General features: G+C 69.1%; 17 protein-coding genes. 7 read left to right on the top strand and 10 right to left on the bottom strand.

What is annotated here, in order from left to right; all coding sequences use genetic code 11:
• Positions 1-49: 49 nt before the first annotated feature.
• The 7 genes from WKR98_RS07385 to WKR98_RS07355 all read right to left on the bottom strand — a co-directional run bounded on the left by WKR98_RS07385 (position 50) and on the right by WKR98_RS07355 (position 10107).
• Positions 50-1381: a UbiD family decarboxylase gene (locus WKR98_RS07385; protein WP_341432512.1), complete on the bottom strand. Its 1332-nt coding sequence runs from the start codon at positions 1379-1381 to the stop codon at positions 50-52.
• Between the two features lie 24 nt (positions 1382-1405).
• A complete protein-coding gene (locus tag WKR98_RS07380) occupies positions 1406-2695 on the bottom strand; it encodes a TRAP transporter large permease (protein WP_341432511.1) in 1290 nt (429 codons plus the stop codon).
• 8 nt (positions 2696-2703) lie between these two features.
• Positions 2704-3231: a TRAP transporter small permease subunit gene (locus WKR98_RS07375; RefSeq protein ID WP_341432510.1), complete on the bottom strand. Its 528-nt coding sequence runs from the start codon at positions 3229-3231 to the stop codon at positions 2704-2706.
• Positions 3228-4232: a TRAP transporter substrate-binding protein gene (locus WKR98_RS07370; protein ID WP_341432509.1), complete on the bottom strand. Its 1005-nt coding sequence runs from the start codon at positions 4230-4232 to the stop codon at positions 3228-3230. The genes WKR98_RS07375 and WKR98_RS07370 overlap by 4 nt, the downstream gene beginning before the upstream one ends.
• A gap of 27 nt (positions 4233-4259) precedes the next feature.
• Positions 4260-7991 (bottom strand): hydantoinase B/oxoprolinase family protein, encoded by a 3732-nt coding sequence (locus WKR98_RS07365; protein WP_341432508.1) that lies wholly within the window; start codon positions 7989-7991, stop codon positions 4260-4262.
• Positions 7992-8005: 14 nt separating this feature from the next.
• Positions 8006-8686 (bottom strand): GntR family transcriptional regulator, encoded by a 681-nt coding sequence (locus WKR98_RS07360; RefSeq protein ID WP_341432507.1) that lies wholly within the window; start codon positions 8684-8686, stop codon positions 8006-8008.
• 80 nt (positions 8687-8766) lie between these two features.
• The gene (locus tag WKR98_RS07355) at positions 8767-10107 is read right to left on the bottom strand and encodes a UbiD family decarboxylase (protein WP_341432506.1); all 1341 of its coding nucleotides are present in this window, start codon (positions 10105-10107) and stop codon (positions 8767-8769) included.
• Positions 10108-10311: 204 nt separating this feature from the next.
• Here WKR98_RS07355 and WKR98_RS07350 point away from each other — a divergent pair, with 204 nt between their 5' ends.
• The 4 genes from WKR98_RS07350 (at position 10312) to WKR98_RS07335 (ending at position 14765) form a co-directional block, all read left to right on the top strand.
• On the top strand, positions 10312-11427 hold the full coding sequence (locus tag WKR98_RS07350; RefSeq protein WP_341432505.1) for a helix-turn-helix transcriptional regulator: 1116 nt from the start codon (positions 10312-10314) through the stop codon (positions 11425-11427).
• A 145-nt stretch (positions 11428-11572) separates the two neighbouring features.
• A complete protein-coding gene (locus WKR98_RS07345) occupies positions 11573-12991 on the top strand; it encodes an aldehyde dehydrogenase family protein (protein WP_238160268.1) in 1419 nt (472 codons plus the stop codon).
• A 65-nt stretch (positions 12992-13056) separates the two neighbouring features.
• Positions 13057-14031: an ABC transporter substrate-binding protein gene (locus tag WKR98_RS07340; RefSeq protein WP_238160267.1), complete on the top strand. Its 975-nt coding sequence runs from the start codon at positions 13057-13059 to the stop codon at positions 14029-14031.
• 5 nt (positions 14032-14036) lie between these two features.
• On the top strand, positions 14037-14765 hold the full coding sequence (locus WKR98_RS07335) for an aspartate/glutamate racemase family protein (RefSeq protein ID WP_124687513.1): 729 nt from the start codon (positions 14037-14039) through the stop codon (positions 14763-14765).
• Here the strand turns inward: WKR98_RS07335 and WKR98_RS07330 are convergent.
• The 3 genes from WKR98_RS07330 to WKR98_RS07320 all read right to left on the bottom strand — a co-directional run bounded on the left by WKR98_RS07330 (position 14737) and on the right by WKR98_RS07320 (position 18044).
• Positions 14737-16320 carry a CYTH and CHAD domain-containing protein gene (locus WKR98_RS07330; RefSeq protein WP_341432504.1) on the bottom strand — a complete coding sequence of 528 codons (1584 nt, stop codon included), beginning with the start codon at positions 16318-16320 and terminating at the stop codon, positions 14737-14739. The genes WKR98_RS07335 and WKR98_RS07330 overlap by 29 nt on opposite strands.
• A gap of 126 nt (positions 16321-16446) precedes the next feature.
• Positions 16447-17352 carry a cell division protein FtsX gene (locus WKR98_RS07325; protein WP_124687511.1) on the bottom strand — a complete coding sequence of 302 codons (906 nt, stop codon included), beginning with the start codon at positions 17350-17352 and terminating at the stop codon, positions 16447-16449.
• Positions 17349-18044 carry a cell division ATP-binding protein FtsE gene (locus WKR98_RS07320; RefSeq protein ID WP_124687510.1) on the bottom strand — a complete coding sequence of 232 codons (696 nt, stop codon included), beginning with the start codon at positions 18042-18044 and terminating at the stop codon, positions 17349-17351. Before WKR98_RS07320 ends, WKR98_RS07325 begins: the two co-directional genes overlap by 4 nt.
• 146 nt (positions 18045-18190) lie before the next feature.
• On the opposite strand from WKR98_RS07320, the gene WKR98_RS07315 reads away from it, so the two are divergent.
• From WKR98_RS07315 to WKR98_RS07305, 3 genes are read left to right on the top strand one after another with little or no spacing between them, the layout of a single operon-like run.
• The gene (locus tag WKR98_RS07315; protein ID WP_341432503.1) at positions 18191-19210 is read left to right on the top strand and encodes an amino acid ABC transporter substrate-binding protein; all 1020 of its coding nucleotides are present in this window, start codon (positions 18191-18193) and stop codon (positions 19208-19210) included.
• A 7-nt stretch (positions 19211-19217) separates the two neighbouring features.
• Positions 19218-20372 carry an amino acid ABC transporter permease gene (locus WKR98_RS07310; protein ID WP_124687508.1) on the top strand — a complete coding sequence of 385 codons (1155 nt, stop codon included), beginning with the start codon at positions 19218-19220 and terminating at the stop codon, positions 20370-20372.
• The gene (locus WKR98_RS07305; protein WP_445936077.1) at positions 20372-21502 is read left to right on the top strand and encodes an amino acid ABC transporter permease; all 1131 of its coding nucleotides are present in this window, start codon (positions 20372-20374) and stop codon (positions 21500-21502) included. The genes WKR98_RS07310 and WKR98_RS07305 overlap by 1 nt, the downstream gene beginning before the upstream one ends.
• The last annotated feature ends 16 nt before the right edge of the window (positions 21503-21518 follow it).

Raw genomic sequence — 21518 nt, 5'->3', positions numbered from 1 at the left:
GTATCCCTGTTTGCTTTCTGGCGGGCGGACCCCGCGGTCCGCGCCGGTACTAGAGTTGCTGCCCGGCCGCCAGATAATCGGCCAGCACCATGTCCGCGTCATCCCCCGGGATGCGCTTGCGTTCGAACTCGGCCTCGCGCCCCCACGGCTTGGTGGCGTCCAGCCCCAGCCGCCCCCAGTGGTCCTTGTGGGGATCGCGATAGAAGCCTGGCACATCCTTGACGACCATGGTGCGGGTATCGGCCCGGCCGCGCGTCAGGAAGGCCCATATCACCTCTTCCATGTCGTAGATGTTCACATCCTCGTCCACCACCACGCACAGCTTGTTGTAGTCGAGGTGCGACCCCATGGCGGCCAGCAGGACGTGCTGGGCGTGCCCTTCGTACTGCTTGCGGATCTTCACGATGGTGTTCATGACCGTGGGCCGGCACGTCACGTCCAGCACGCCCGCGACCTGGCCCTTCAGGTGCTTGTAGATGCGCGCCGCCGTGGCCGCCTCCAGCGGCCGCAGGTCCTCGTGCGACCCGCAGACCAGCCCGTGGTAGACCGCGCCCTGGCGCCAAGAGACGTGGGTGACCTCGAACACGTGGTTGTCGCCCACCTCGACGTAGTAGCCCATGAATTCGCCGAAGGGCCCCTCGGGGCGGCGCTCGTGCGGCAGGATGCGGCCCTCGATCACGATCTCGGCCTCGGCCGGTACCGCCAGGCCGATGGTCTTGCATGGACGCATGGGCAGGGGTTCGCCCCGCATGGCCGACGCCAGCGCCAGCTCGTTGCCCTCGGGCGGCAGCGACACGCAGGCCGCCATGAACACCTCGGGCGGCGCGCCGATCACGATGGCGGCCTCCAGCGGCTGGTCCCGTTCCTCGGCGGCCTGCTGGTAGCGATACAGGTCATGCGAACTGCCCAGGCGGATGCGCAGTTCCTGGTCCGACACGTAAAGGGAACGATGGAACGACAGGTTGGGCACACCCGTCTGCGGATCCTTGGCGACGAAAATGCCCGACGTGATGTAGGCGCCGCCATCCCGCCCATGGTGCGTCAGCAGCGGCAGGTCGCTCAGCTTGCCCTCGCGCCATTCCTGCGGCCCGGCATCGCGCTGCCACGCGGCATTGCCGGCGGCCTCCTGGATCTGTTCGTCCAGCCGCTCGCAGAAATTCTTGTCCCCGCAGCGGATGATCTCGCACAGGCGGTCGTGATTGCTGTAGACGTTGATCGCCACCGGCATGTCGCTGCCACGGACCTTGTTGAACAGCACCGCCTTGCCGGACTTGCTCTGCAACTGCACCGCCACGGCCGCCAGTTCGTGGACGGGATCGACCTCGCGGTCGATGACGATCAGGTCGCCGCGGGCCTGCAGCCTGGCCAGGTAGTCTCTCATGATGGTTTCCAGCGGACCGCGCGGCTATTTCAGGCCGGGCAGCCACATGACGATTTGGGGAAAAGCGACGATCAGGCCGGTGAAGACCACCATCGCGAAGAAGAACGGCAATGCCGAACGCGCCACCTGCATGGCGGACACCTTGGTCAGCCCCTGGATCACGAACAGGTTGAAGCCCACGGGGGGTGTCACCTGCGCCATCTCCACGGTGATGACGAGGAAGATGCCGAACCACACCGGGTCGTAACCCGCCGCCGTCACCAGCGGCAGCACGATGGGCAGGGTCATCACGATGGCCGATATGCCGTCCAGGAAACAGCCCAGCACCAGGTAGACGAGCAGCAGCAGAACGACCAGCCCCACCGGCCCGAGGTGCAGCGGCGCGATCATTTCCGCCACGGCCTGCGGCACGCCCAGGTAGCCCATGGCGGTGGAAAGAAACCCCGCGCCCATGACGATCAGGCCGATCATGGACGACGTGAAAACGGTGCCCATCAAGGCCTGCCGCAAGGCCGCCAGGCTGAGGTCGCGCGTGGCGGCGGCGATGGCCAGCGCTCCCACCACGCCTACCGCCGCCGCCTCGTTGGGCGTGGCGATGCCGGCCATCATCGAACCGATGATGGCGCCGATCAGCAGCATGACGGGCAACAGGTTCCTGAGCGCCGACAGCCGCTGGCTCCAGGTATAGCGTTCGCGCCCTTCCGGCACGAGGCCCGGCCGCGCCAGCGCCAGCAGCATGATGGTGGCACTGAACATGGCCGCCAGCACGAGTCCGGGCACGATGCCCGCCAGGAACAGGTCCAGCAGCGATATCTGCGCCAGCACGCTGTAGACGATCATCACGATCGAAGGAGGAATGAGGAAGCCGATGGTGCCGGCGCCAGCCAGCGACCCCATGGCCAGCGAACCGGCATAGCCGCGGCGGGTCAGTTCCGGCAGGGTGATCCGGCCGATGGTCGCGGCGGTGGCGGCCGACGACCCCGACACGGCCGCGAAGACCGTGCACGCCGCCACGTTCACATGGGCCAGACGCCCGGGCAGCCACGTCGTCCAGGGTGCGAGCGCATCGAAGATCGCGGCCGCGATGCGGGTGCGGAACAGGATTTCCGCCATCAGCACGAACAGCGGCAGGGCCGACAGCTCGGCCACCGTGGCCGAGTTCCAGGACAACTGGCCCAGCAGCACTTCCACCGGCGTCGAGCGGAACAGCATCAGGCCGATCCCGCCGGTGGCCATCAACCCCAGCCCCACCCACACGCCGGCTCCCAGCAGGAGAATGAGCAGGCCCGCGACGACGAGAGCGATTTCTATCATGGCGGACTCTATTCCGTGGAAACGAGCGGCGCGTCGCCCGTGCCTTGCTCGGTCGGTTCGCCCAGCGCGATGCGCGCCAGGCGCGCGGCGAACTGCAGCGCCAGGACGACGGCCCCCAGGGCGAACAGCGCCTGGAACGGCCAGAGCAGGGAATTGCTGGGCAGGAAGGAACGTGTCTGGTCCAGGTAGGACATGTATGCCAGCCGCAGCAGCGCATAGGCGAAGAAACCCGACACCAGGGCCGTGAATGCCGTGGCCACGCCATCGAGCAGGCGGGCACGGCGCGGTCCCAATGCGTTCAGCGCCAGCTGCACCCGGACGTGGAATCCCGCCCGCAGGACATGGCCGCTGCCGGCCAGGAAGGAAATGGCCAGCAGGTAGCTGGCATATTCCCAGGCGAATTCCAGGCTGATGCCCAGCAACTTGCGCGAGGCAACCTCGGCCACGATCAGCGCCAGCATCGCGACGATCAGCCAGCACGCGGCACGCGCGCCCCAGAGCGACAGGCGATCGATGCCGTCCAGCCATGCCCTCATCGGGCCTGCCCCGCGCGCTCGCGGTACTGCCTGAGCAATTCGGGCACGGAAGGCGTGCGCCGCGCATAGTCCTCCACCATGCCGGCGGCGGCCTGCTTCAGGTCCGCGGTGACCGGCGCGGGCAAGGGTTCGACCTGCATGCCGTGCTCGCGCAGGACCGCCAGCGACTTGGCATCGTCCTCCTGGCTGGCCTTCCAGAAGGCCGGCTCGAGATCGCGCGCCACTTTCTCGATCGCGTCGCGCTGCGCGGCCGTCAGCTTCTTCCATGCGGCCAGGTTGATCGTCGCCACGTTCGACGACCAGACGTGATTCGTCTTGTAGGCGTGCTTCAGGAACTCCCAGAAGCGCGAGTCCACCGCGGTAGAGGCCGAGGTCGTCACGCCATCCAGGCCGCCCGAGGCCAGGGCCGGCATCATGTCGGCGAAGGTCATCTGCACCGGCGACATGCCGACATGCTTGATCAGCTCGGACGTCACCCGGTCCGTGACCCGCACCTTCATGCCCTTGACGTCGGGGGTGGAGGCGACCGGCTTGCGGGTGAAGAGATACTGGTCCGGCCACGGCGTCATGTACAGCCGCTTCTGTCCGAAGCGGGCCAGCACCTTGTCGTATTCGGGCAGCATGATGTCGTGCAGCACGCGCAGCTGCCGGTAGTCGCCCACGAGGTAGGGCTGTGTCTCGAGCGCGAACAGCGGCGCATCGCCGACCTGCTGCGGCGCGTTGAACTCGGCCATCGGCACGATGCCGTCGCGCACCGCGCGCAGCGCTTCCGGCCCCTTCAAGCCCAGCACGCCGCCCGCGTGCACGGTGATCTTCACCTGTCCGCCGGTGGCCTTGTCCACGGCCTCGGCGAAGGCCATCGCGTTCTTCGTATGGAAGTTGCCCGGTGGCCAGGCGATCGCCATGTCGAGCCGGGTCTGCGCCAGGGCGGAACCGCCGAGCGCCATTGCCGCGATGCCCAGCAGCGCGCGGATGCGAAGGGAAATGGACTGTGGTTGCATGCTCGGACTTCCTTCGTGTGCGGGCGATCAGTCGATCGCGCCGGAATGAAAACGCCGGGCGGCCCCGGACGAGAAATAGCCCAGCCTCGCGTCGCGCCGGACCGCCTCGGGCGCGCGGCGCGACGGGTCGCCATAGCCCGCGCCGCCCGGCACGTCGATGCGCAGGACCTCGCCGGCGGGGACGGTTTGCAGCCCCATGGACCGCATGGCCGATCCCGAAGCGGTGCCCACCCACCCCGGCGCCCCGTCGGCCCCGCCCTCGCGTCCGCGGGCGGGATTCAACACGCGGTCGAAGATGCCGAACACCTGGAACGGCGTCCCGTCGCGGGTGGCGACCTCCACCCGCTGGCCCAGGCCGCCCCGGTACTGGCCGGCTCCACCGCTGTCGGGCAGCAGTTCCTTGCGCCAGATGACGATGGGCGCCGCCGTCTCGCAGATTTCGACCGGGATCGACCGGATGCCGCTGGGGAAGGCGGTGGCCGATAGCCCGTCGCCTTCGGGGCGGGCGCCCGAACCGCCGGCGTTGAAGAACAGGATCTCGAAAGGCGCCCCGCCCTCGATGCCGCCGCGCAGCTGCAGCCCCCAGTTGCAGGCGGCGCCCTCGGCCGGGATGCGGCCGGGCAGAGCCCCGGCCAGTGCGCCCAGCGCCACCTCGGGCAGGAACTGGCCGATGATGTGGCGGGCACAGACCGGCGCCGGGTGGCGCACGTTCAGGATGGAGCCCTCGGGCGCATCCACTTCCACCAGCGACAGCGAGCCCGCGTTGTTGGGCACGTTGGGCGCGACCGCTGCGCGCACGCCGAACGCCGCATAGGCGCGGGTGTAGTTCAGCACCAGGTTGATGCCCTTGGCGCTGGCCGGCGACGTGCCGTCGAACGACACCCGTATGCGCTCCCCGTCGATGCCCACCGCGCAATGGATGTCGACCGGACGGTCGTAGCCGTCGAGCCGCATGTGCGAGCGGTACGTACCCTGTGGCAGCTTGGCGATGGCGGCACGCATGCCGGCCGCCGAGCGTTCCAGCAGGAACGCGGCGATGTCCGCCAGCCCGTCCTGGCCGAATTCGTCCAGCGTGGACGCCAGGCGGCGGGCGCTGACCTCGTTGGCCGTGACGTAGGACAGGATGTCCCCCACCACCGGTTCGGGTTGGCGCACGTTGGCGCGCACGATGTCGAGCAGGTCCTCGTTCAGGCGGCCCGCGCGCGCCAGGCGCAGGATGGGGATGTACAGGCCTTCTTCGTACACCGACCGGCCGTCCGGCCCCTGGCCCAGGCCGCCGATGTCCACCTGGTGGCAGGTACAGGCGAAGAAACCGATCACCCTGCCGTCCTGGAAAGCAGGCGACAGCACGGTGACGTCGTGCAGATGGCCGGACGTCAGCCACGGGTCGTTGGTGATGAAGTGGTCGCCCTCGGCCATGGAGGCCGGCGAGTGCTTGTCCAGGAAGTGGCGGGCGCAGGCGGCCATGGAGTTCACGTGGCCGGGCGTGCCCGTGACCGCCTGGGCGATGAGCCGGCCTTCCAGGTCGAACAGGCCGGCCGACAGATCGCCCGCTTCGCGGACCGTGGGAGAGAAGGCCGTGCGCATCAGGGTGCGTGCCTGCTCCTCGACCACCGCGATCAGGCGGCTCCACAGGACCTGGGCCTTGATCTCCTCCGGCATGTCCCTGCCGGCCGCGGCGGCCGGGGAAGCCGCCGCGCCATCCAGCACGATGTCGCCCGCGGACGTGCACGCGACCGCCAGGCCCGACGGCACCACGATGGTGGTTTCGTCCTCCACCAGCAGGGCGGGCCCGGCCAGCGGCGCGCCCGGCGCCACGGCGCGGGCGGGCAGCACCCGGCCGGACACGAAGTCGCGCAAGGTCTGGTCGTAGAACCGGCGCTCGCCGGCCTCGCGGGCCACGGCTATGCCGGCCGCGGCGGGCGCGACGGCCGGCACCGGCGCCTCCACCCTGACGGTCCAGCCCAGCACCTCGATCTGCGCGCCGGCGATCACGCGGCCGTAGAGCGCGCGGTAGGCGGCCTCGAACGCCGCGGCCAGCATGTGCGCGGCGCCTTCGCCGAAGGAGCCGTCGGGCAGGATCACCCGTATCTCGTGCCCTTGTCCCTGGTAGCGCATCCAGGCGGTCCGCTGTTCGCGGACCTCGGCGCCGGGCGCCGCCCGGCGGACCACGCGATGCATCTCGGCGGCCAGCTCCGCGACGATGGCGTTGGCCTGGGCGGCATCGAAGGACGACAGCCTGGCCTGCACGCTGCGCGTGGTCTCGAATGCCACGGGCGCGCGCAGGAAGCCCAGCGCCGATCCCACGCCCGCGCCCTCGGGAATGACCACGCGGTCCAGCCCGAGCTTGGCGGCCAGCCGCGCGGCATGCAACGGCGCCATGCCGCCGATGGCGATCAGCGTGCGTCCGTCCACCCCCTTGCCGACCTCGACCGCATGTTCATGGACGGCATTGGCCATGCTCTCGTCGACGATCTCGCAGATGCTCCAGGCCGTGTCCTCGACCGACAGGTCCAGCGCTCCGCCCAGTCCCTCCAGCGCCTGGCGCGCGGCGTCCAGGCCCAGCGTCATCCGGCCGCCGGCGAAATGCTCCGCGTCGAGCCGGCCCAGCGCCAGGTGCGCATCGGTAACGGTGGGCTGTGTGCCGCCCCGCATGTAGCAGGCCGGTCCCGGCACCGAACCGGCGCTTTCCGGTCCCACCTGCAGCCGCCCCAGCGCATCGAGATGCGCGATGGAGCCGCCCCCGGCGCCGATCTCGGCCAGCTCGACCACGGGAAAGCGCAGCGGGATGCCGCTGCCCGCCTTGAACCGGGCCAGCCGCGCCACTTCCATCGACCGCGCGGTCTGCGGCGCGCCTTCGTCGATGAAGCACAGCTTGGCGGTGGTGCCGCCTATGTCCAGCAGCAGCGCGCGGTCTATGCCCATGCGCCGCGCCACGTCCGCGGCCAGGATGGCGCCTCCGGCCGGACCGGACTCCAGCAGCCGGACGGGAAAGCGACGAGCGACCTCGACCTCGCACAGGCCGCCGTTGGACAGCATCAGCAGCAGCGGCGCGCGTACGCCGCGCGCCGCCAGCGCCTCTTCCAGGCGCCGCAGATAGCCGGCCATCACCGGCTGCACGTAGGCATTCACGCAGGCCGTCGCGAAACGCTCGAACTCGCGGATCTCCGGCGCGACCTCGGACGACAGCGAAACATCCAGCTGCGGCCGCAGCCGGGCCAGCACGGCCGCGGCCTGCCGCTCGTGCGCGGGATTCCGGTAGCTGTGCAGGAACCCGATGGCGACGGCCTCGACCCCCGCCTCGTCCAGGGACGGCAACAGAGCCTCGATGGCGGCGTCGTCCAGCGGACGCAGCACCTGGCCGTCCACCGACATTCGTTCGTCCACCGTCAGGCGCAGGTCGCGCGGCACCAGCGGTTCCGGCTTGTCGACGTAGAGATCGTAATGGTCATGGCGGCTTTCCGTACCCATCTCCAGGGTGTCGCGAAAACCTTCGGTGGTGATGAACGCGATCCGCGCACCGCGACGTTCGATGACGGCATTGGTGGCCAGCGTGGTGCCATGCACCACCGTATCCAGGTCGGCGGGCGCGAATCCGGCATCGGCAAGAATGCGGTCCAGTCCTTCGAGCACCGCGCGCTCCGGCGACTCCGGAGTCGTCAGCACCTTCAGGAACCAGCGCCGGGCCGCGCCGCCATCGCTGGCCTCGAGCGCGAAATCGGTGAAGGTTCCCCCTATGTCGATACCCAACCGTAGCAAGAACGTATCTCCTATCAGGCCCTGGGCGCGGGAATCAGCGCCAGGATCGATTCGCGCGCCTGCAGCATCAGGTCGCGCATGGTTTTCTCGGCCGCCCGGGCATCGCGGCGGCCCAGCGCCTCGACCAGCGCCCGGTGGTGCCGGACCACGATCTCGCGATTGGATTTCTTCTCCAGCGTGGCCCGCCGCAGGGTCTGGATCTGGCTGTCGTGGCGGCTGGCGGCTTCGCCCAGCCGCTTGTTGCCGGCCAGCCGCACCAGCGCGACGCGAAAGTCATGGTTGGCCATGACGAATTTCTGCAGGGACGGCCGGGGCAGCGCATCGACCTCGCGCTGCACGACCGCCTCGAGCTCGGCCAGTCCCTCGGGCGTGACCGACCGGGCGGCGCGGGCCGCCAGATAAGGCTCGATCAGCAGCCGCAGCTCCATGATTTCCTCCAGATCCAGGCGGGACAGCGAGGCCACCGAGGTTCCCCGGCCCGCAGTCAGCAGCCCTTCATGGCGCAGGCGCGTCAGCGCCTCGCGCAGCGGCGTGCGGGACACGCCCAGCATCGCGGCGAGCTGGGTCTCGGTCATGCGCACGGACGGGTCGATCTCGCCGCTGGCGATCTTCTCGTGGATCCGGCGGTAGATGCGCTCGGGCAGCAGGTCCGCGCGGGCAAGCGGTTCGAGGGGTGGAGGCGCGGGCGTTTTCATGGTCTGGCGACTATGATCGGCCAGGCCAGGCAAAAAAACAATTGTTTTTTGCATACCGGCAGCGATGCCGGCGCCCGCCGCTACGCGGCGGGCCACTGCGAGCCCAGGTACTCCGCCAGGTCCACCGTGTCTTCGCCCGGGATCCGCTTGCGCGCAAACTCCGCCTCCCGACCCCACGGGCGCGTCGCATCCAGCGCCAGGCGTCCCCAATGGTCCTTGTGCGGATCGCGATAGAAGCCCGGCACGTTGGGCACCACCATGCTGCGGGTGTCGGCGCGGCCGCGCGTCACGAACGCCCAGACCACCTCGTCCATGTCGTAGATGTCGACGTCCTCGTCCACCACCACGCAGAACTTGTTGTAGTCCAGGTGCGATCCCATCGCCGCCAGCAGCGCGTGGCCGCCGTGGCCTTCGTACTGCTTGCGGATCTTGATGATGGTGTTCATGACCGTGGGCTGGCACGAGACGTCCAGCACGCCCGGCACCTGGGCCTTGAGCGCCTGGTAGATGCGCGCGGCCGTGGCCGCCTCCAGCGGCCGCAGGTCCTCCCTGGAGCCGCAGATCAGGCCGTGGAAGACGGCGCCCTTGCGCCATCCGACGTGGGTGACCTCGAACACGTGGTTGTCGCCCACCTCGACGTAGTAGCCCATGAACTCGCCGAAGGGGCCCTCCGGGCGGCGCTCGTTGGGCAGGATGCGGCCCTCGATCACGATGTCGGCCGCGGCCGGCACCGACAGGTCGATGGTCCTGCACCGCCTCATGCGCAGCGGCCCGCCGCGTATGGCCGCGGCCAGCGCCAGTTCGCTGGCATCCGGCGGCAGCGACACGCAGGCCGCCATGAACAGTTCGGGCGCGGCGCTGACCAGGATCGCCGCCTCGAGCGGCTTGCCGTCGCGCTCGGCCGCCTGCTGGAAGCGCGCCAGGTCGTGCGTGCTGCCCAGGCGTACGCGCAATTCGCCGTCGGAGACCTTCATCGACCGGTGGAACGACAGGTTGGGCACGCCGCTGTCGGGATGCTTCGCCAGGAAGATGCCCGAGGTGATGTAGGCACCGCCGTCGCGCTCGTGATAGGTCAGGATGGGCAGGTCGGACAGCGTGCCCGAGCACCAGTCGTCGCCGGGATCGGTATCTTCCATCCAGGCGCCCTGCCCCAGCGTGGCCGCCAGCGCGATCTCCTCGCCCAGGCGTTCGCAGAAGGTCTTGCGCCCGCAGCGGATGATTTCGCGCAGGCGCTGGTGTTCGCTGTAGACGTTCATGACCACGGGCAGCGCGCTGCCCCGGACATGGGAGAACAGCACCGCCTGCCTGGACTCGGACTGAAGCCTGCGGGCGATCGCGGCGGCCTCGAAGCGCGGATCCACTTCCTTGTGGACGACGACCAGCTCGCCCCGGGACTGGAGCTTGTCGAGGTAGTGTCTCATCGATGTGAAGGTCTTGCGTGGGATGGAGGTCCGACGATAGCAACGGCCGGGGCCGCGCTTCTTTGCCGGATGTGGCGAAAACCTAGGATTACGGAACAACTTGATGTCGCGGGCGACGCCATACGCGTGTTAGCCCGGATTGCCCGGTCGACCGCGCCACCGTACCGTATGCCACCGCCGAATGTCCGACCGCAGGGAGTGCCGATGAATACCTTCCCCTTTCGTCCCGACCAGAGCGACGATGGATTGTTCAGGACCCGGCTGGCGGGCCGGCATGCCCGCACCACCGAAGCCTTCCACAGCTTGCGCGCAACGGCCGAGCACGCCGTTCCCCAGGCCAAGGGCCCCGGCATCTACGGGCAGCGCGTGGCCGTTTCCCAGGATCCGTCCGAGGGCTATTGGGAACTGATCAGCCTGCGGGACGAGATCTTCCTGGTCATCACCAGTTGCCGCTACACGAAGGAACGCACCGAAAGCGTGCTGCCAGAAGGCTTCGTCGAATTCCACTTCGTGCTCAAGGGCCCGGCGCGCGTCGAGTTCTCGGAATCGGGCGAAGTGCAGATCGGCTCGCCCAACCTGACGGTGGTGCAGCAGGGCGACGACATGCTCTACCAGGTGCATTGCGGCCCCGGATCCTGGCGCATGGTCAGCATGTACGTCACGCAGGCCTATTTCGACGCCTTCGTCCGCGCCTCGCTGGGCGCCGGCAACGCCTTCCAGAAGAAGCTGGACGCCGTGGGCAACGAACAGGTCTTCTGCCACCAGATGCCGGTGGGCGTGGAAGTGCTGCACGCCATCGAGAAACTGCTGGCCAACCCCTACCAGGGCTATCGCCGCCTGCTGCTGGCCGAGGCCAAGGCCAGCGAGATCCTGTGCGCCTCGCTGGACCTGTGGCAGAACCACATAGAAAGCGAAAACGCCCCGGGCGTGTTCTCCACCCGCGACCTGCGCCTGATCGAGAAGGCGCGCGACATCATGCTGTCGGACATGACGCGCGTGCCCACCATCCCGGAACTGGCGCGCGCGGTGGGCACCAACACGTCCAAGCTCAAGCGCGGCTTCAAGTTCCTGTACGGCATGACGGTGTTCGAGTTCGGCCACAGCCACCGCATGAACCGCGCGCTGAACCTGCTCATCCAGGACCGCCTGTCCGTCAACGAGGTGGCCTGCGCCGTGGGCTACCAGCACCAGACCAGCTTCACCGCCTCGTTCCGCGAGCACTTCGGCTTCGCGCCCAAGGACGCCCGCCGCATGGGCAGCGCCGAGGAAGTCCTGGCCCGCCACGCCGGCGACCCGCTGCATCCGCCGGGTACGCATTGATCGCATCCGGCCCGCTTTCGGGAAACAGATGACTTTTCTAGGAAATCGGCAGTGATGCGCATCCCGGGCTGATTGCCGCCCCATGCTTCGCATAGGATCGTCCCATCCCCGATGGGAACAACTAGCGAGGCACACAATGGCAGTCATGGAAGTACGGAATCCACGCAGCGGCGAACGGGATTACCGGTTCGAATCCACCAGCCCGGCGGACATCGCCGCCAAGGCCAAAGCGGCGCGCGAGGCGCAGCGCGCCTGGTTCTCGGGCGGCCTGGAGCGCCGCGTCGCCATCCTGAAGAAATGGGCCGAGGCCCTGGGCCGGCATGCCACCGAGATCGCCGCGGCGCTCAGCGTCGACACCGGCCGCACGCGCATCTCCCACGAAGAACTCGGCGCCGTCGAGCACTTCATCCACGGCTACTGCGAGGCGGCGCCCCAGGTGCTGGCCCAGCCCTTCCGCAAGTTCTCGCACAACGACGAGATCATCTTCAAGACCACCCTGGTGCCCTACCCGCTGGTGGGCGTCATCAGCCCCTGGAATTTTCCGCTGGTGCTGTCCTTCATCGACGCGATCCCGGCGCTGGTCGCCGGCGCGGCCGTGATGGTCAAGCCCAGCGAGGTCACGCCGCGCTTCGTGGAACCGCTGCAGCGCTCGATCGACGACGTGCCCGAGCTGGCGCACATCATCACGCTGGTGCGCGGCGGGGCCGAGACCGGGCAGGCCGTGGTGGCCAACAGCGATGCCATCGTCTTCACGGGCAGCATCAAGACCGGCCGCAGGATCGCGCTTGCCGCGGCCGAAGCCTTCATCCCTGCCTTCCTGGAACTGGGCGGCAAGGACCCGGCGGTGGTGCTGGCGGGCTCGGATCTCGCCCGCGCCGCCACCAGCATCCTGCGCAGCGCCATCTACAACACGGGGCAGGTCTGCTATGCGATCGAACGCGTGTACGTGGATGCCTCGGTTCATGACGAGTTCGTCGCCGAACTGCTGCGGCAGGCCGCCACGCTGCGGCGCAGCCACGCGGCGGGAGACGGCGGCCACTACGGCCCGTTCATCTTCGAGGCCCAGGGCGCCATCGTCGAAGCCCAGCTCCAGGACGCGGTGGCGCGCGGCGCCCGCATCCTGTCGGGCGGCAAGGTCGAAAACGTGGGCGGCGCGATCTGGCTGGATCCCACCATCGTCACCGGGGTGGATCACAGCATGGCGGTCATGACCGAAGAGACCTTCGGCCCCGTCGTGCCGGTCATGAAATTCAGCACCGTCGAGGAAGCCGCCCATCTGGTCAACGACACGGTCTTCGGCCTGTCGGGCGCCGTGTTCGGTCCCGACACCCACACCGCGGGCGATTTCGCGACGCTGATGGAGGCGGGCGGTGTCAGCATCAACGACACCGAGCTGCAGCGCGGCATGATGTTCGACGGCGAGAAAACCGCCTTCAAGATGTCCGGCATGGGCGGCTCGCGCTATGGCGCGACCAGCATCCTGCGCTACGTCCGCAAGCGCGCGCTGATCGCCAACGAAGGCGGCATCAAGCCCCTGACCGAACTTTCGGAACTCGAGGCCTGACACTCGCGCCCGCGCGCCGGCCAAGCGGCGCGCGGGCGTTTCCCGTTCTTGGCAGGAGAAAAACCGTGCTGGGCAAACTTCTCGGACGGCTGGTGGCCGGAACGGCCCTCGTGGCCAGTTGCGCGGCGGGCGCGCAGGAACCCATGGTCGTGGGCATCGCCAACTTCGGTCCGCATCCGGCCCTGGACCAGAGCGTGTCGGGCTTCAAGCAAGAACTGGCCAGGCTGGGCTACGTGGACGGGAAGAACGTGCGCTTCGTCTACAGCGACGCCAACTTCACGCCGGCCATGATCCCGCAGATCCTGAACCAGATCGAGGCCAACAAGCCCTCGGTCATCCTGACCGTGACCACACCGGTGTCGCAGGCCGCCATCACCAGCGTCAGCGACAAGCGCATCCCGCTGGTGTTCGTGCTGATCAGCGACCCGGTTGCCGCCGGGCTGGTGCCGAACTGGAACCAGGGCGGGCCCCGCTTCGTGGGTTCGGCCAGCGCGATGGACTACGACGCGGTGCTGGAGTTCGCCCGCCAGATCTTTCCCGACGCGAAGAAGTTCGGCGTCCTGTACGCCCCCGGGGAAGCCAACGACGTGGTCGCCATGAAATCCATCGAAGGCGCCGCCAAGCGGGCCGGCCTGGCGTTGCAGGCGGTCAGCGTGGATGCGGCCATCGACGTGCAGCAGCGCACCCAGATGCTGTCGGGCGTCGACTTCGTCTATGCCATCGGCTCCAGCCTGGTGCAGTCCTCGATGCCGGCGCTGGCCTCGGTTACCGACCGCTACCGCATCCCCATCCTCAGCGCGGAAACCGAGCTGATCAAGAAGGGGGTGGTTGCCGTGTCCTACGCCGCGTCCTACCAGGTGCAGGGCGCGCACGCCGCCCAGCTGGCGGCCGAACTGCTCAAGGGCCGCAAGACCACCGAGCTCGCCCCCATCAAGCCTGGCCGCAAGGACTACGCCGCGCTGATCAGCCGCAAGAAATTCGCCCAGCTGGGCAAGCCCGTCCCGGCGGCCTTCGAGCACTGCAACTGCTTCGTGGACTGAGCCGCATGGCCCGCGCCCGTACCCTGCACGGCGTCTCCATCGGCATCCTGCTGCTGGACACGGGCTTCCAGCGCGTCCCGGGCGACATCGGCCACGCGGCCACCTGGCCTTTCCCGGTGCAGTATGCGGTGGTCCAGGGCGCGACCGGCGCCCGCGTCGCCGGCCCCGAGGCCGGCGGCACGCTGGACCTGTTCGCACGGGCGGCCGCCGGGCTGGCGGCCATGGGGGTGGACGGCATCGTGACCAGCTGCGGTTTCCTGGCGGTGCTGCAACGCGAGCTGGCCGCGTGCTGCCCGGTGCCCGTCGCCACCTCCAGCCTGCTGCAGATTCCCATGGCGCAGGCGCTGCTGCCGCCCGGCAGGACCGTAGGCGTGCTGACGCCCGTGGCCGAGGCCCTGACGCCCGCCCACTTCCACGGCGTGGGCGTAGCCGGCACGCCGCCGGTCGAGGGCTTGCCGCCCGGTTCGCTGTTCAAGCGCGACCTGCTGGAGAACCGGACGACGTTCGACCTCGCGGCGCACGAGCGGGAGGTCGTCGCGGCGGCCCGCCGGCTGGTCGCCCGGCACCCCGAGGTCGGTGCCATCGTCAGCGAATGCGCGAACTTCCCGGTCCATTCGGCGGCGGTCGAAGCCGAGCTGGGGCTGCCGGTGTTCGATACCTATACCCTGGTGTCCTGGTTCCACGCGGGCCTGCGGCCCCGCGCCTTCACCGCCGGGCCTTCCAGGGCACCCTGACCTCGGCCAGCGCGCCGAAGGCCGTCTCGGCCTGGACCTCCAGCTCGCGCAGCCGGGCGGCAATCCATCCCAGCGCGAACCAGGCCTGGGAATGCGCGTCGGCCAGCGAGGCATAGTGCGTGCGCGCCACGACCAGGTCGTTGATCTCGCCCAGGATGTCCTGCAGCGCCGAAAGCTGCCTGCGATAGGCCCGCACGCGCGCCGCCCGGTACAGGGGCGCCGACAGGGCCAGCCCGTAGCGCAGGCGCTTGGCCAGCTTGCGCAGGGCGTGGCGGCGCTCGTCTTCCAGACGCACGAAATGGCGTCCCTCGCGGACCAGCCGGCGGTGCCACTTGTCCAGGCGCGGCGTGACCGCGCGCGCAAGGCGGACGGGACGCGCCGGCGCGGGCGCCGCCGGTTCGGCCGCCGGCAGCCCGCCGGCCATGGGCAGGCTGGGAGCCGGCTCGCGTATGCCCACGTTCCAGGCCAGGAGGCCCAGCAGCCACGACTGGAAGTCCACGGACGATGCCAGGGTGGCCGCATCGGGCCCGGCCTCCGGCTGCCACGCCAGGGGCGGCATGCCGGCATCGACCAGCGTGGACAGGACCTCGCCGCCCATGACGTCCTGGTCGCGGACCCGGCCGAAGTCGGCGAAGTGCCGGCGCGCCCCCTCCTGCAACGCCGCCGGGGGCAATTCGGCATTGCCGTCCAGCAGCTTCCATGCCGAGCGCAGCCGGCGCATGCCGACACGCAACTGGTGCACGTGTTCGGCGCCCCCCAGCCGTACCCCGGGAGGCGCGTCGGCTGCCGCCAGCGGCGCCGCGTTGCGAGCGATCTGCTCGAAGCATTCAGCGGTCATCGCGGCCAGCGCCTGATCGGGCGTCTCGTCCTGGCCCAGCCCGATCCCGGTGGCAAAGCGCGGCGCCCAGAACGCGGCGATCTCCGCTTCCCTGACCTGGGGCCGTTCGTCCAGCGGCGCGGCGGCGATGCGGGCTGCGGCATTGGCCAGCCCGTCGCCGCGCTCGGCTTTGCTGCGCAGGTCCAGCACCAGGCCGTGCCGGGCCAGCCAGCGGCCGGCCACGATGAACAGCGCCTGGGGCCGCCCGGACATCAGCTCGAACTCCAGCTCGCACACCGGCAGCTCCAGTCCCTGCGCCCGGATCGTGCCCACATCGTAGGCCACCTCCACCGAACCCGCGCGGGTGCGCACCGCGGCCGTCTTGCGCCAGACGTCGGTCTCGTAGCGCACACCCAACCCGGCGCCCAGCACCGCCAGCACCGCTTCGGCCGGCGTGCCGGCGTAGACGGACAGGTCCAGGGCCCGGCCGGGACTGGGATGGTTCAGTTCGACGCGGGACATGGCGTCGGCACCGGCCATCTTGAAGGTCTGCACCCACTTGCGGCCTTCCTGGCGCAGCCGGATCGCCGCGCGTTGGCGGGCCAGTTGCCTGTCGGGGGTGTCGAAGTACATCGCGCGCAGATGCGTGCGGGGCGCGGATGACAGGGAAACGACCTGGCCGGCGACAGCCTTGCGCGCGGCCCAGGGGACGGAAAACTTGAGTTCTTGTTCTAGCATGAGGGCGGAAAGCGAGCGATGACGGGAAATTCCCGACATGGTAGAGCTCGCCGCCCCCGAAAATGATGACAGGTCATCTGACCGTCACAATTCTCGACCGCGGCAGCCCGTGCCGCCACGACGAAATCAGAAGCGGGTATTCCGGGTGACCGACCAGCGCGCCGACAGCGCCCCCAGCAGGGCCACCCCGACCACGAACGCCGCCAGCCATTCCCACTGCGGCAGGCGCAGCGCGAATTCGGTCCCGTAGGTGCGGGCCAGGTCCGCCAGGGCGGCATTGAGCGGATCCAGCACCACGGCCACCAGCCCGATCGCGGCCAACGCCGCCACGCCGCAACTGATCGCCCCCAGGTACAGGAAAGGCCGCCGCACGAAGGACTCGGTGGCGCCCACCAGCCGCGCGACGCCGATTTCCTCGCGCTGGGACAGGGCCTGCATGCGCACGGTGTTGAACACTGCCGCCAGCACGGCCACCGCCACCACCAGGGCCAGGAACAGCAGGCTCGCGCGGGCGAAGCGCAAGATGGCCTCCAGCCGCTGCACCCAGGCGCTGTCCACCTGCACCATGTCGACCTTGGCCCAGGTCTTCCACAGGGCGGCGAGCTTGGCCGACCGCTGGGCCAGGTCCTCGCCTTCCAGCGTTACCACGATGGCGTCGGGCAGAGGGTTGTCGGGCAGCACCGCCAGGGCCTGGGCGTAGGCCGGGTTGGCCTTGAGCTCGGACAGGGCCCGGTCGCGGCTGATCACACGCAGGGCCTGAATCTCGCTGGCGTGGTCGCGCCGGATCCGGTCGGCCACGGCGCCGGTCTCGGCCGGCGTGGCGCTGACCTCCATGAAGACGGTCATCTCGGGATCGGCCGTCAGGTGGCTGGCCACCGGCCGCAGCGACATCAGCGCCGCCGCGCCCAAGAGGGGAATGGCCAGCGCCAGCGTGATGACGAGGATGTTGGCGACGGACGAGAACGGCTGCGACAGCAGCCGGCGCAGGGTCACGCCCAGCGCGTAGCGATGTTGGCGGATCAGGGGGCTCATGCCAGGACCTCCCCGCCCAGCCGCGGCGTGCGCTTGCCGCCGTCGGTGACCCGGCCTTCCTTGACCAGCAGCACGCGCGTGGCGTAGTCGGTGATCAGGCTTTCGTCGTGCGTGGCCAGGATCGTGGTCACCCCCACGCGGTTGAAGTCGCGGAAGACCTCGACGATGCGGCGGGCGCTCTCGCGATCCAGGTTGGCGGTGGGTTCGTCGGCGATCAACAGGCCGGGACGGTTGACGATGGCCCGCGCGATGGCCAGCCGCTGCTGGTCGCCGCCGGACAGCTCCTGCGGCCGCAGCCTGTCCTTGCCCGACAGGCCGACCCGCTCGATGGCGGCGTGCGCGCGCTTGGCGGCGGCCGCGCGCGAATGGCCGGTCACGGTAAGAGGCAGCATCACGTTCTCGAAGGCGCTGCGGTCGCTCAGCAGGTGCACGTCCTGCAGGATGGTGCCGATGGCGCGCCGCAGGTAGGGGCGGAACCGGCCCGGCAGCTTGCCGACGTTCTTCCCGTTGACCAGGACCGTGCCCCGGTTGGGGACGTCCAGCCCCGCGATGAGTTTCAACAGGGTCGACTTGCCGGCCCCGGACGGCCCGGAGACGAAGACGAATTCGCCCTGGGCGATGCCGAAGGTCACATCGGCCAGCGTGTCGATGCCCCGGCCATAGGATTTGTAGACTTGCTGGAATTCGATCATGAGGTCGAAATAGTAACCTGGGCCGTCCGGAGGCGACAGGCCCCGAGGTTTTCATCATACCGAACACATGCTACGGTACGTTTCCCCAAGGAGGCCGTGGCCGGCGATGCTTTATAGTCCAGGGCCGTCCGCGCAAGGAGCCCGCCATGAAAGCATTGAAAACCTTCCTCGCCGCCGCCCTGATGCTGGGCGCCGCGCATGCCGCCCACGCCGGCCCCACGCTGGACGCCGTCAAGAAGAAGGGCTTCGTGCAGTGCGGCGTCTCGACCGGCGTGGCCGGTTTCAGCAACCCCGACAGCAAGGGCAACTGGACCGGCATCGACGTGGACCTGTGCAAGGCCGTCGCGGCCGCGCTGTTCGGCGACGCCACCAAGTTCAAGCTGACCCCGCTCAATACCCAGCAGCGCTTCACCGCGCTGCAGTCGGGCGAGGTCGACGTCCTGCCCCGCAACACCTCCATCACGCTGCAGCGGGACGCGGCGCTGGGCCTGACCGGCGTGGGCGTGAACTTCTATGATGGCCAGGGGATCCTGGTATCGAAGAAGCTGGGCGTCAAGAGCGCGAAGGAACTCAACCAGGCGGCCATCTGCCTGCAACCGGGCACCACCACCGAACTGAACCTGGCCGACTGGTTCCGCGCCAACAAGATGACGTTCAAGCCCGTCGTCATCGACAAGTTCGACGAACTGGTCCGCGCCTTCGCCGCGGGCCGCTGCGACGCCTACACCACCGACATCTCGGCGCTGAACGTGATCCGCACCACCAAGCTGTCCAACCCGGACGACTATGTCGTGCTGCCCGAGCTGATCTCGAAGGAACCGCTGGGACCCATGGTGCGCCGGGGCGACGAACAGTGGGCGGCCATCGTCCGGTGGACGCTGAACGCGATGATCGAGGCCGAGGAATACGGCATCACGTCCAAGAACGTCGATGAAATGGCCAAGAGCACCAATCCCAACGTGCAGCGCATCCTGGGCGTGACGCCCGGCGCCGGCAAGAACCTGGGCGTGGACGAGAAGTGGGCCTACAACATCGTCAAGCAGGTCGGCAACTACGGCGAGAGCTTCGAGCGCAACCTCGGCCAGGGCAGCCCCTTGAAAATGCAGCGCGGCGCCAACGCCCTCTGGACCAAGGGCGGCCTGATGTACGCATTGCCCATCCGCTGACGCGCGCATGTCCCGGTTGAGCTGGAGCAATCCCTCCGTCCGGTCGACGGTGTACCAGGCCCTGGCCCTGGCCGCCGTCGCCGGGCTGGCCTGGTTCCTGGTGTCGAACACGCTGGCCAATCTGGCGGCCCGCAACATCTCGTCGGGCTTCGGCTTCCTGGGGCGCGAGGCGGGCTTCGCCATCGGCGAGGCCCCCATCCGCTACGACCCGCAGGACACCTACGCGCGGGCCATCCTGGTGGGCCTGCTGAACACGCTGCGCGTGGCGGCGGCCGGCATCGTGCTGGCCACGATCCTGGGCACGGTGGTGGGCATCGCCCGCCTGTCGCGCAACTGGCTGGTGGCACGGCTGGCGTCGGTGTACGTCGAGCTGATGCGCAACACGCCGCTGCTGTTGCAGCTCTTCCTCTGGTATGCGCTGGTCACCGAGACCCTGCCCCCGGCCCGCCAGGCGCTGGAGCTCCTGCCCGGCGTGTTCCTGTCCAATCGCGGCATCAAGCTGCCGCTGCCCGCCGACCACCTGGGCTTCGACCTGGCCGCGGCGGGCTTCGGCCTGGCGGTCGCGCTGTCGCTGGCGCTGGCCCACTGGATGCGGCGGCGCCAGCAGCACAGCGGAGACGTGCGTCCCATCGCCCACTGGGTCGTCGCGCTGCTGGTCGGACTGCCCCTGGCGGGCTGGCTGGCGGGCGGCGCGCCCATGCAGTTCGACGTGCCCCACCTGCAAGGATTCGGCTTCACGGGCGGCGCCACGCTCACCCCCGAGTTCACGGCCCTGCTGTTCGGGCTCGTGATCTATACGGCGGCCTTCATCGCCGAAGTCGTGCGCGCCGGCATCCAGTCCGTGAACCGCGGCCAGTGGGAAGCCGCCGAGTCGCTGGGCCTGCGGCGCAGCAAGGTCCTGCGGCTGGTCGTGCTGCCCCAGGCGCTGCGGGTCATCATCCCGCCGGTCACCAGCCAGTACCTGAACCTGACCAAGAACAGCTCGCTGGCCGTCGCCATCGGCTATCCGGACATCGTCTCGATCGCCAACACGACGTTGAACCAGACCGGCCAGGCGATCGAGGGCGTGCTGATCATCATGGCCGTGTACCTGGCGGTCAGCTTGACGATATCGGTGCTGATGAACCTGTATAACCGCCGCATGGCATTGGTAGAACGCTAATGGAGGCGGCGTCCTTCATCGACGATGACTCTGCTCCAGGGCGCCGCGGATCCGGCTCCGCCGGTCCGCCAGCGCCGCCCCCTGGGGGGCGCGCGAAGCGCGTAGGGGGGGGCCTCTTCTCGTCTCCGTTGAACGTCGTACTGACGCTGCTGGTGGCTTGGCTGCTGCTGATGATCGTGCCGGCGCTGGTGGAATGGGGGCTGGTACGCGCGACCTTCGTCGCCTCGTCGGCGCAGGAATGCCGCGAGGCCGGCGGCGCGTGCTGGGCCTTCATCGCCGAGAAGCACCGGCTGATCCTGTTCGGCCTGTATCCCTACGACGAACAATGGCGCCCGCTGCTGGCCAGCGCGCTGCTGATCGGCGCCGTCGTGGCCAGTTGCCTGCGCCGCTTCTGGAACCGCTGGCTGGCGCTGATCTGGATCGTCGCGCTGACGGCCACCGGCATCCTGATGTGGGGTGGCGTGCTGGGCCTGCAATACGTCGAAAACACGCTGTGGGGCGGCCTGCCGCTGACGCTGATCCTGGCGACCTTCGGCATGGGCCTGGCCTTTCCGCTGGGCGTGCTGCTGGCGCTGGGGCGCCGCTCGCGCCTGCCCGCCATCAAGGCCCTGTGCGTGGTCTACATCGAACTGATACGCGGCGTGCCGCTGATCAGCCTGTTGTTCATGTCCTCGGTCATGCTGCCGCTGTTCCTGCCGGAAGGCATGAGCATAGACAAGCTGCTGCGCGCGCAGATCGCCATCATCCTGTTCGCCGCCGCCTACCTGGCCGAACTGGTGCGCGGCGGCCTGCAGGCCATCCCCAGGGGCCAGTACGAGGGCGCCGACTCGATCGGCCTGGGCTACTGGCAGCAAATGCGCCTGATCATCCTGCCGCAGGCGCTCAAGACCATCATCGCGCCGCTGGTCAGCATGTTCATCCTGGTGTTCAAGGACACCTCGCTGGTGGTGATCATCGGCATCTTCGACCTCACCCAGTCGGCCAAGGCCTCGCTGGCCGATGCTGCCTGGCCGGGTTTCTCGGTCGAGGCCTATCTGTTCATCGCCGCCATCTACTTCGTGTTCTGCTTCGCGATGTCGCGCTACAGCCGATCGCTGGAGAAGCGCCTGCGCACGGACCGGGAACGATGATCTCCGACAGGAAACC

This window comes from Pigmentiphaga sp. YJ18 (genome assembly GCF_038066655.1).
GTDB lineage: Bacteria > Pseudomonadota > Gammaproteobacteria > Burkholderiales > Burkholderiaceae_B > Pigmentiphaga.
The sequence above is the reverse complement of the archived record's forward strand: the minus strand, read 5'-3'. Positions and strand labels throughout refer to the sequence as shown.

Coding starts and splice junctions, on each gene's coding strand:
- WKR98_RS07350 (WP_341432505.1), top strand. CDS start 10,312: ATGAATACCTTCCCCTTTCGTCCCGACCAGAGCGACGATGGATTGTTC.
- WKR98_RS07310 (WP_124687508.1), top strand. CDS start 19,218: ATGTCCCGGTTGAGCTGGAGCAATCCCTCCGTCCGGTCGACGGTGTAC.
- WKR98_RS07305 (WP_445936077.1), top strand. CDS start 20,372: ATGGAGGCGGCGTCCTTCATCGACGATGACTCTGCTCCAGGGCGCCGC.
- WKR98_RS07330 (WP_341432504.1), bottom strand. CDS start 16,320: ATGCTAGAACAAGAACTCAAGTTTTCCGTCCCCTGGGCCGCGCGCAAG.
- WKR98_RS07315 (WP_341432503.1), top strand. CDS start 18,191: ATGAAAGCATTGAAAACCTTCCTCGCCGCCGCCCTGATGCTGGGCGCC.
- WKR98_RS07360 (WP_341432507.1), bottom strand. CDS start 8,686: ATGAAAACGCCCGCGCCTCCACCCCTCGAACCGCTTGCCCGCGCGGAC.
- WKR98_RS07320 (WP_124687510.1), bottom strand. CDS start 18,044: ATGATCGAATTCCAGCAAGTCTACAAATCCTATGGCCGGGGCATCGAC.
- WKR98_RS07370 (WP_341432509.1), bottom strand. CDS start 4,232: ATGCAACCACAGTCCATTTCCCTTCGCATCCGCGCGCTGCTGGGCATC.
- WKR98_RS07325 (WP_124687511.1), bottom strand. CDS start 17,352: ATGAGCCCCCTGATCCGCCAACATCGCTACGCGCTGGGCGTGACCCTG.
- WKR98_RS07345 (WP_238160268.1), top strand. CDS start 11,573: ATGGAAGTACGGAATCCACGCAGCGGCGAACGGGATTACCGGTTCGAA.
- WKR98_RS07380 (WP_341432511.1), bottom strand. CDS start 2,695: ATGATAGAAATCGCTCTCGTCGTCGCGGGCCTGCTCATTCTCCTGCTG.
- WKR98_RS07355 (WP_341432506.1), bottom strand. CDS start 10,107: ATGAGACACTACCTCGACAAGCTCCAGTCCCGGGGCGAGCTGGTCGTC.
- WKR98_RS07335 (WP_124687513.1), top strand. CDS start 14,037: ATGGCCCGCGCCCGTACCCTGCACGGCGTCTCCATCGGCATCCTGCTG.
- WKR98_RS07385 (WP_341432512.1), bottom strand. CDS start 1,381: ATGAGAGACTACCTGGCCAGGCTGCAGGCCCGCGGCGACCTGATCGTC.
- WKR98_RS07375 (WP_341432510.1), bottom strand. CDS start 3,231: ATGAGGGCATGGCTGGACGGCATCGATCGCCTGTCGCTCTGGGGCGCG.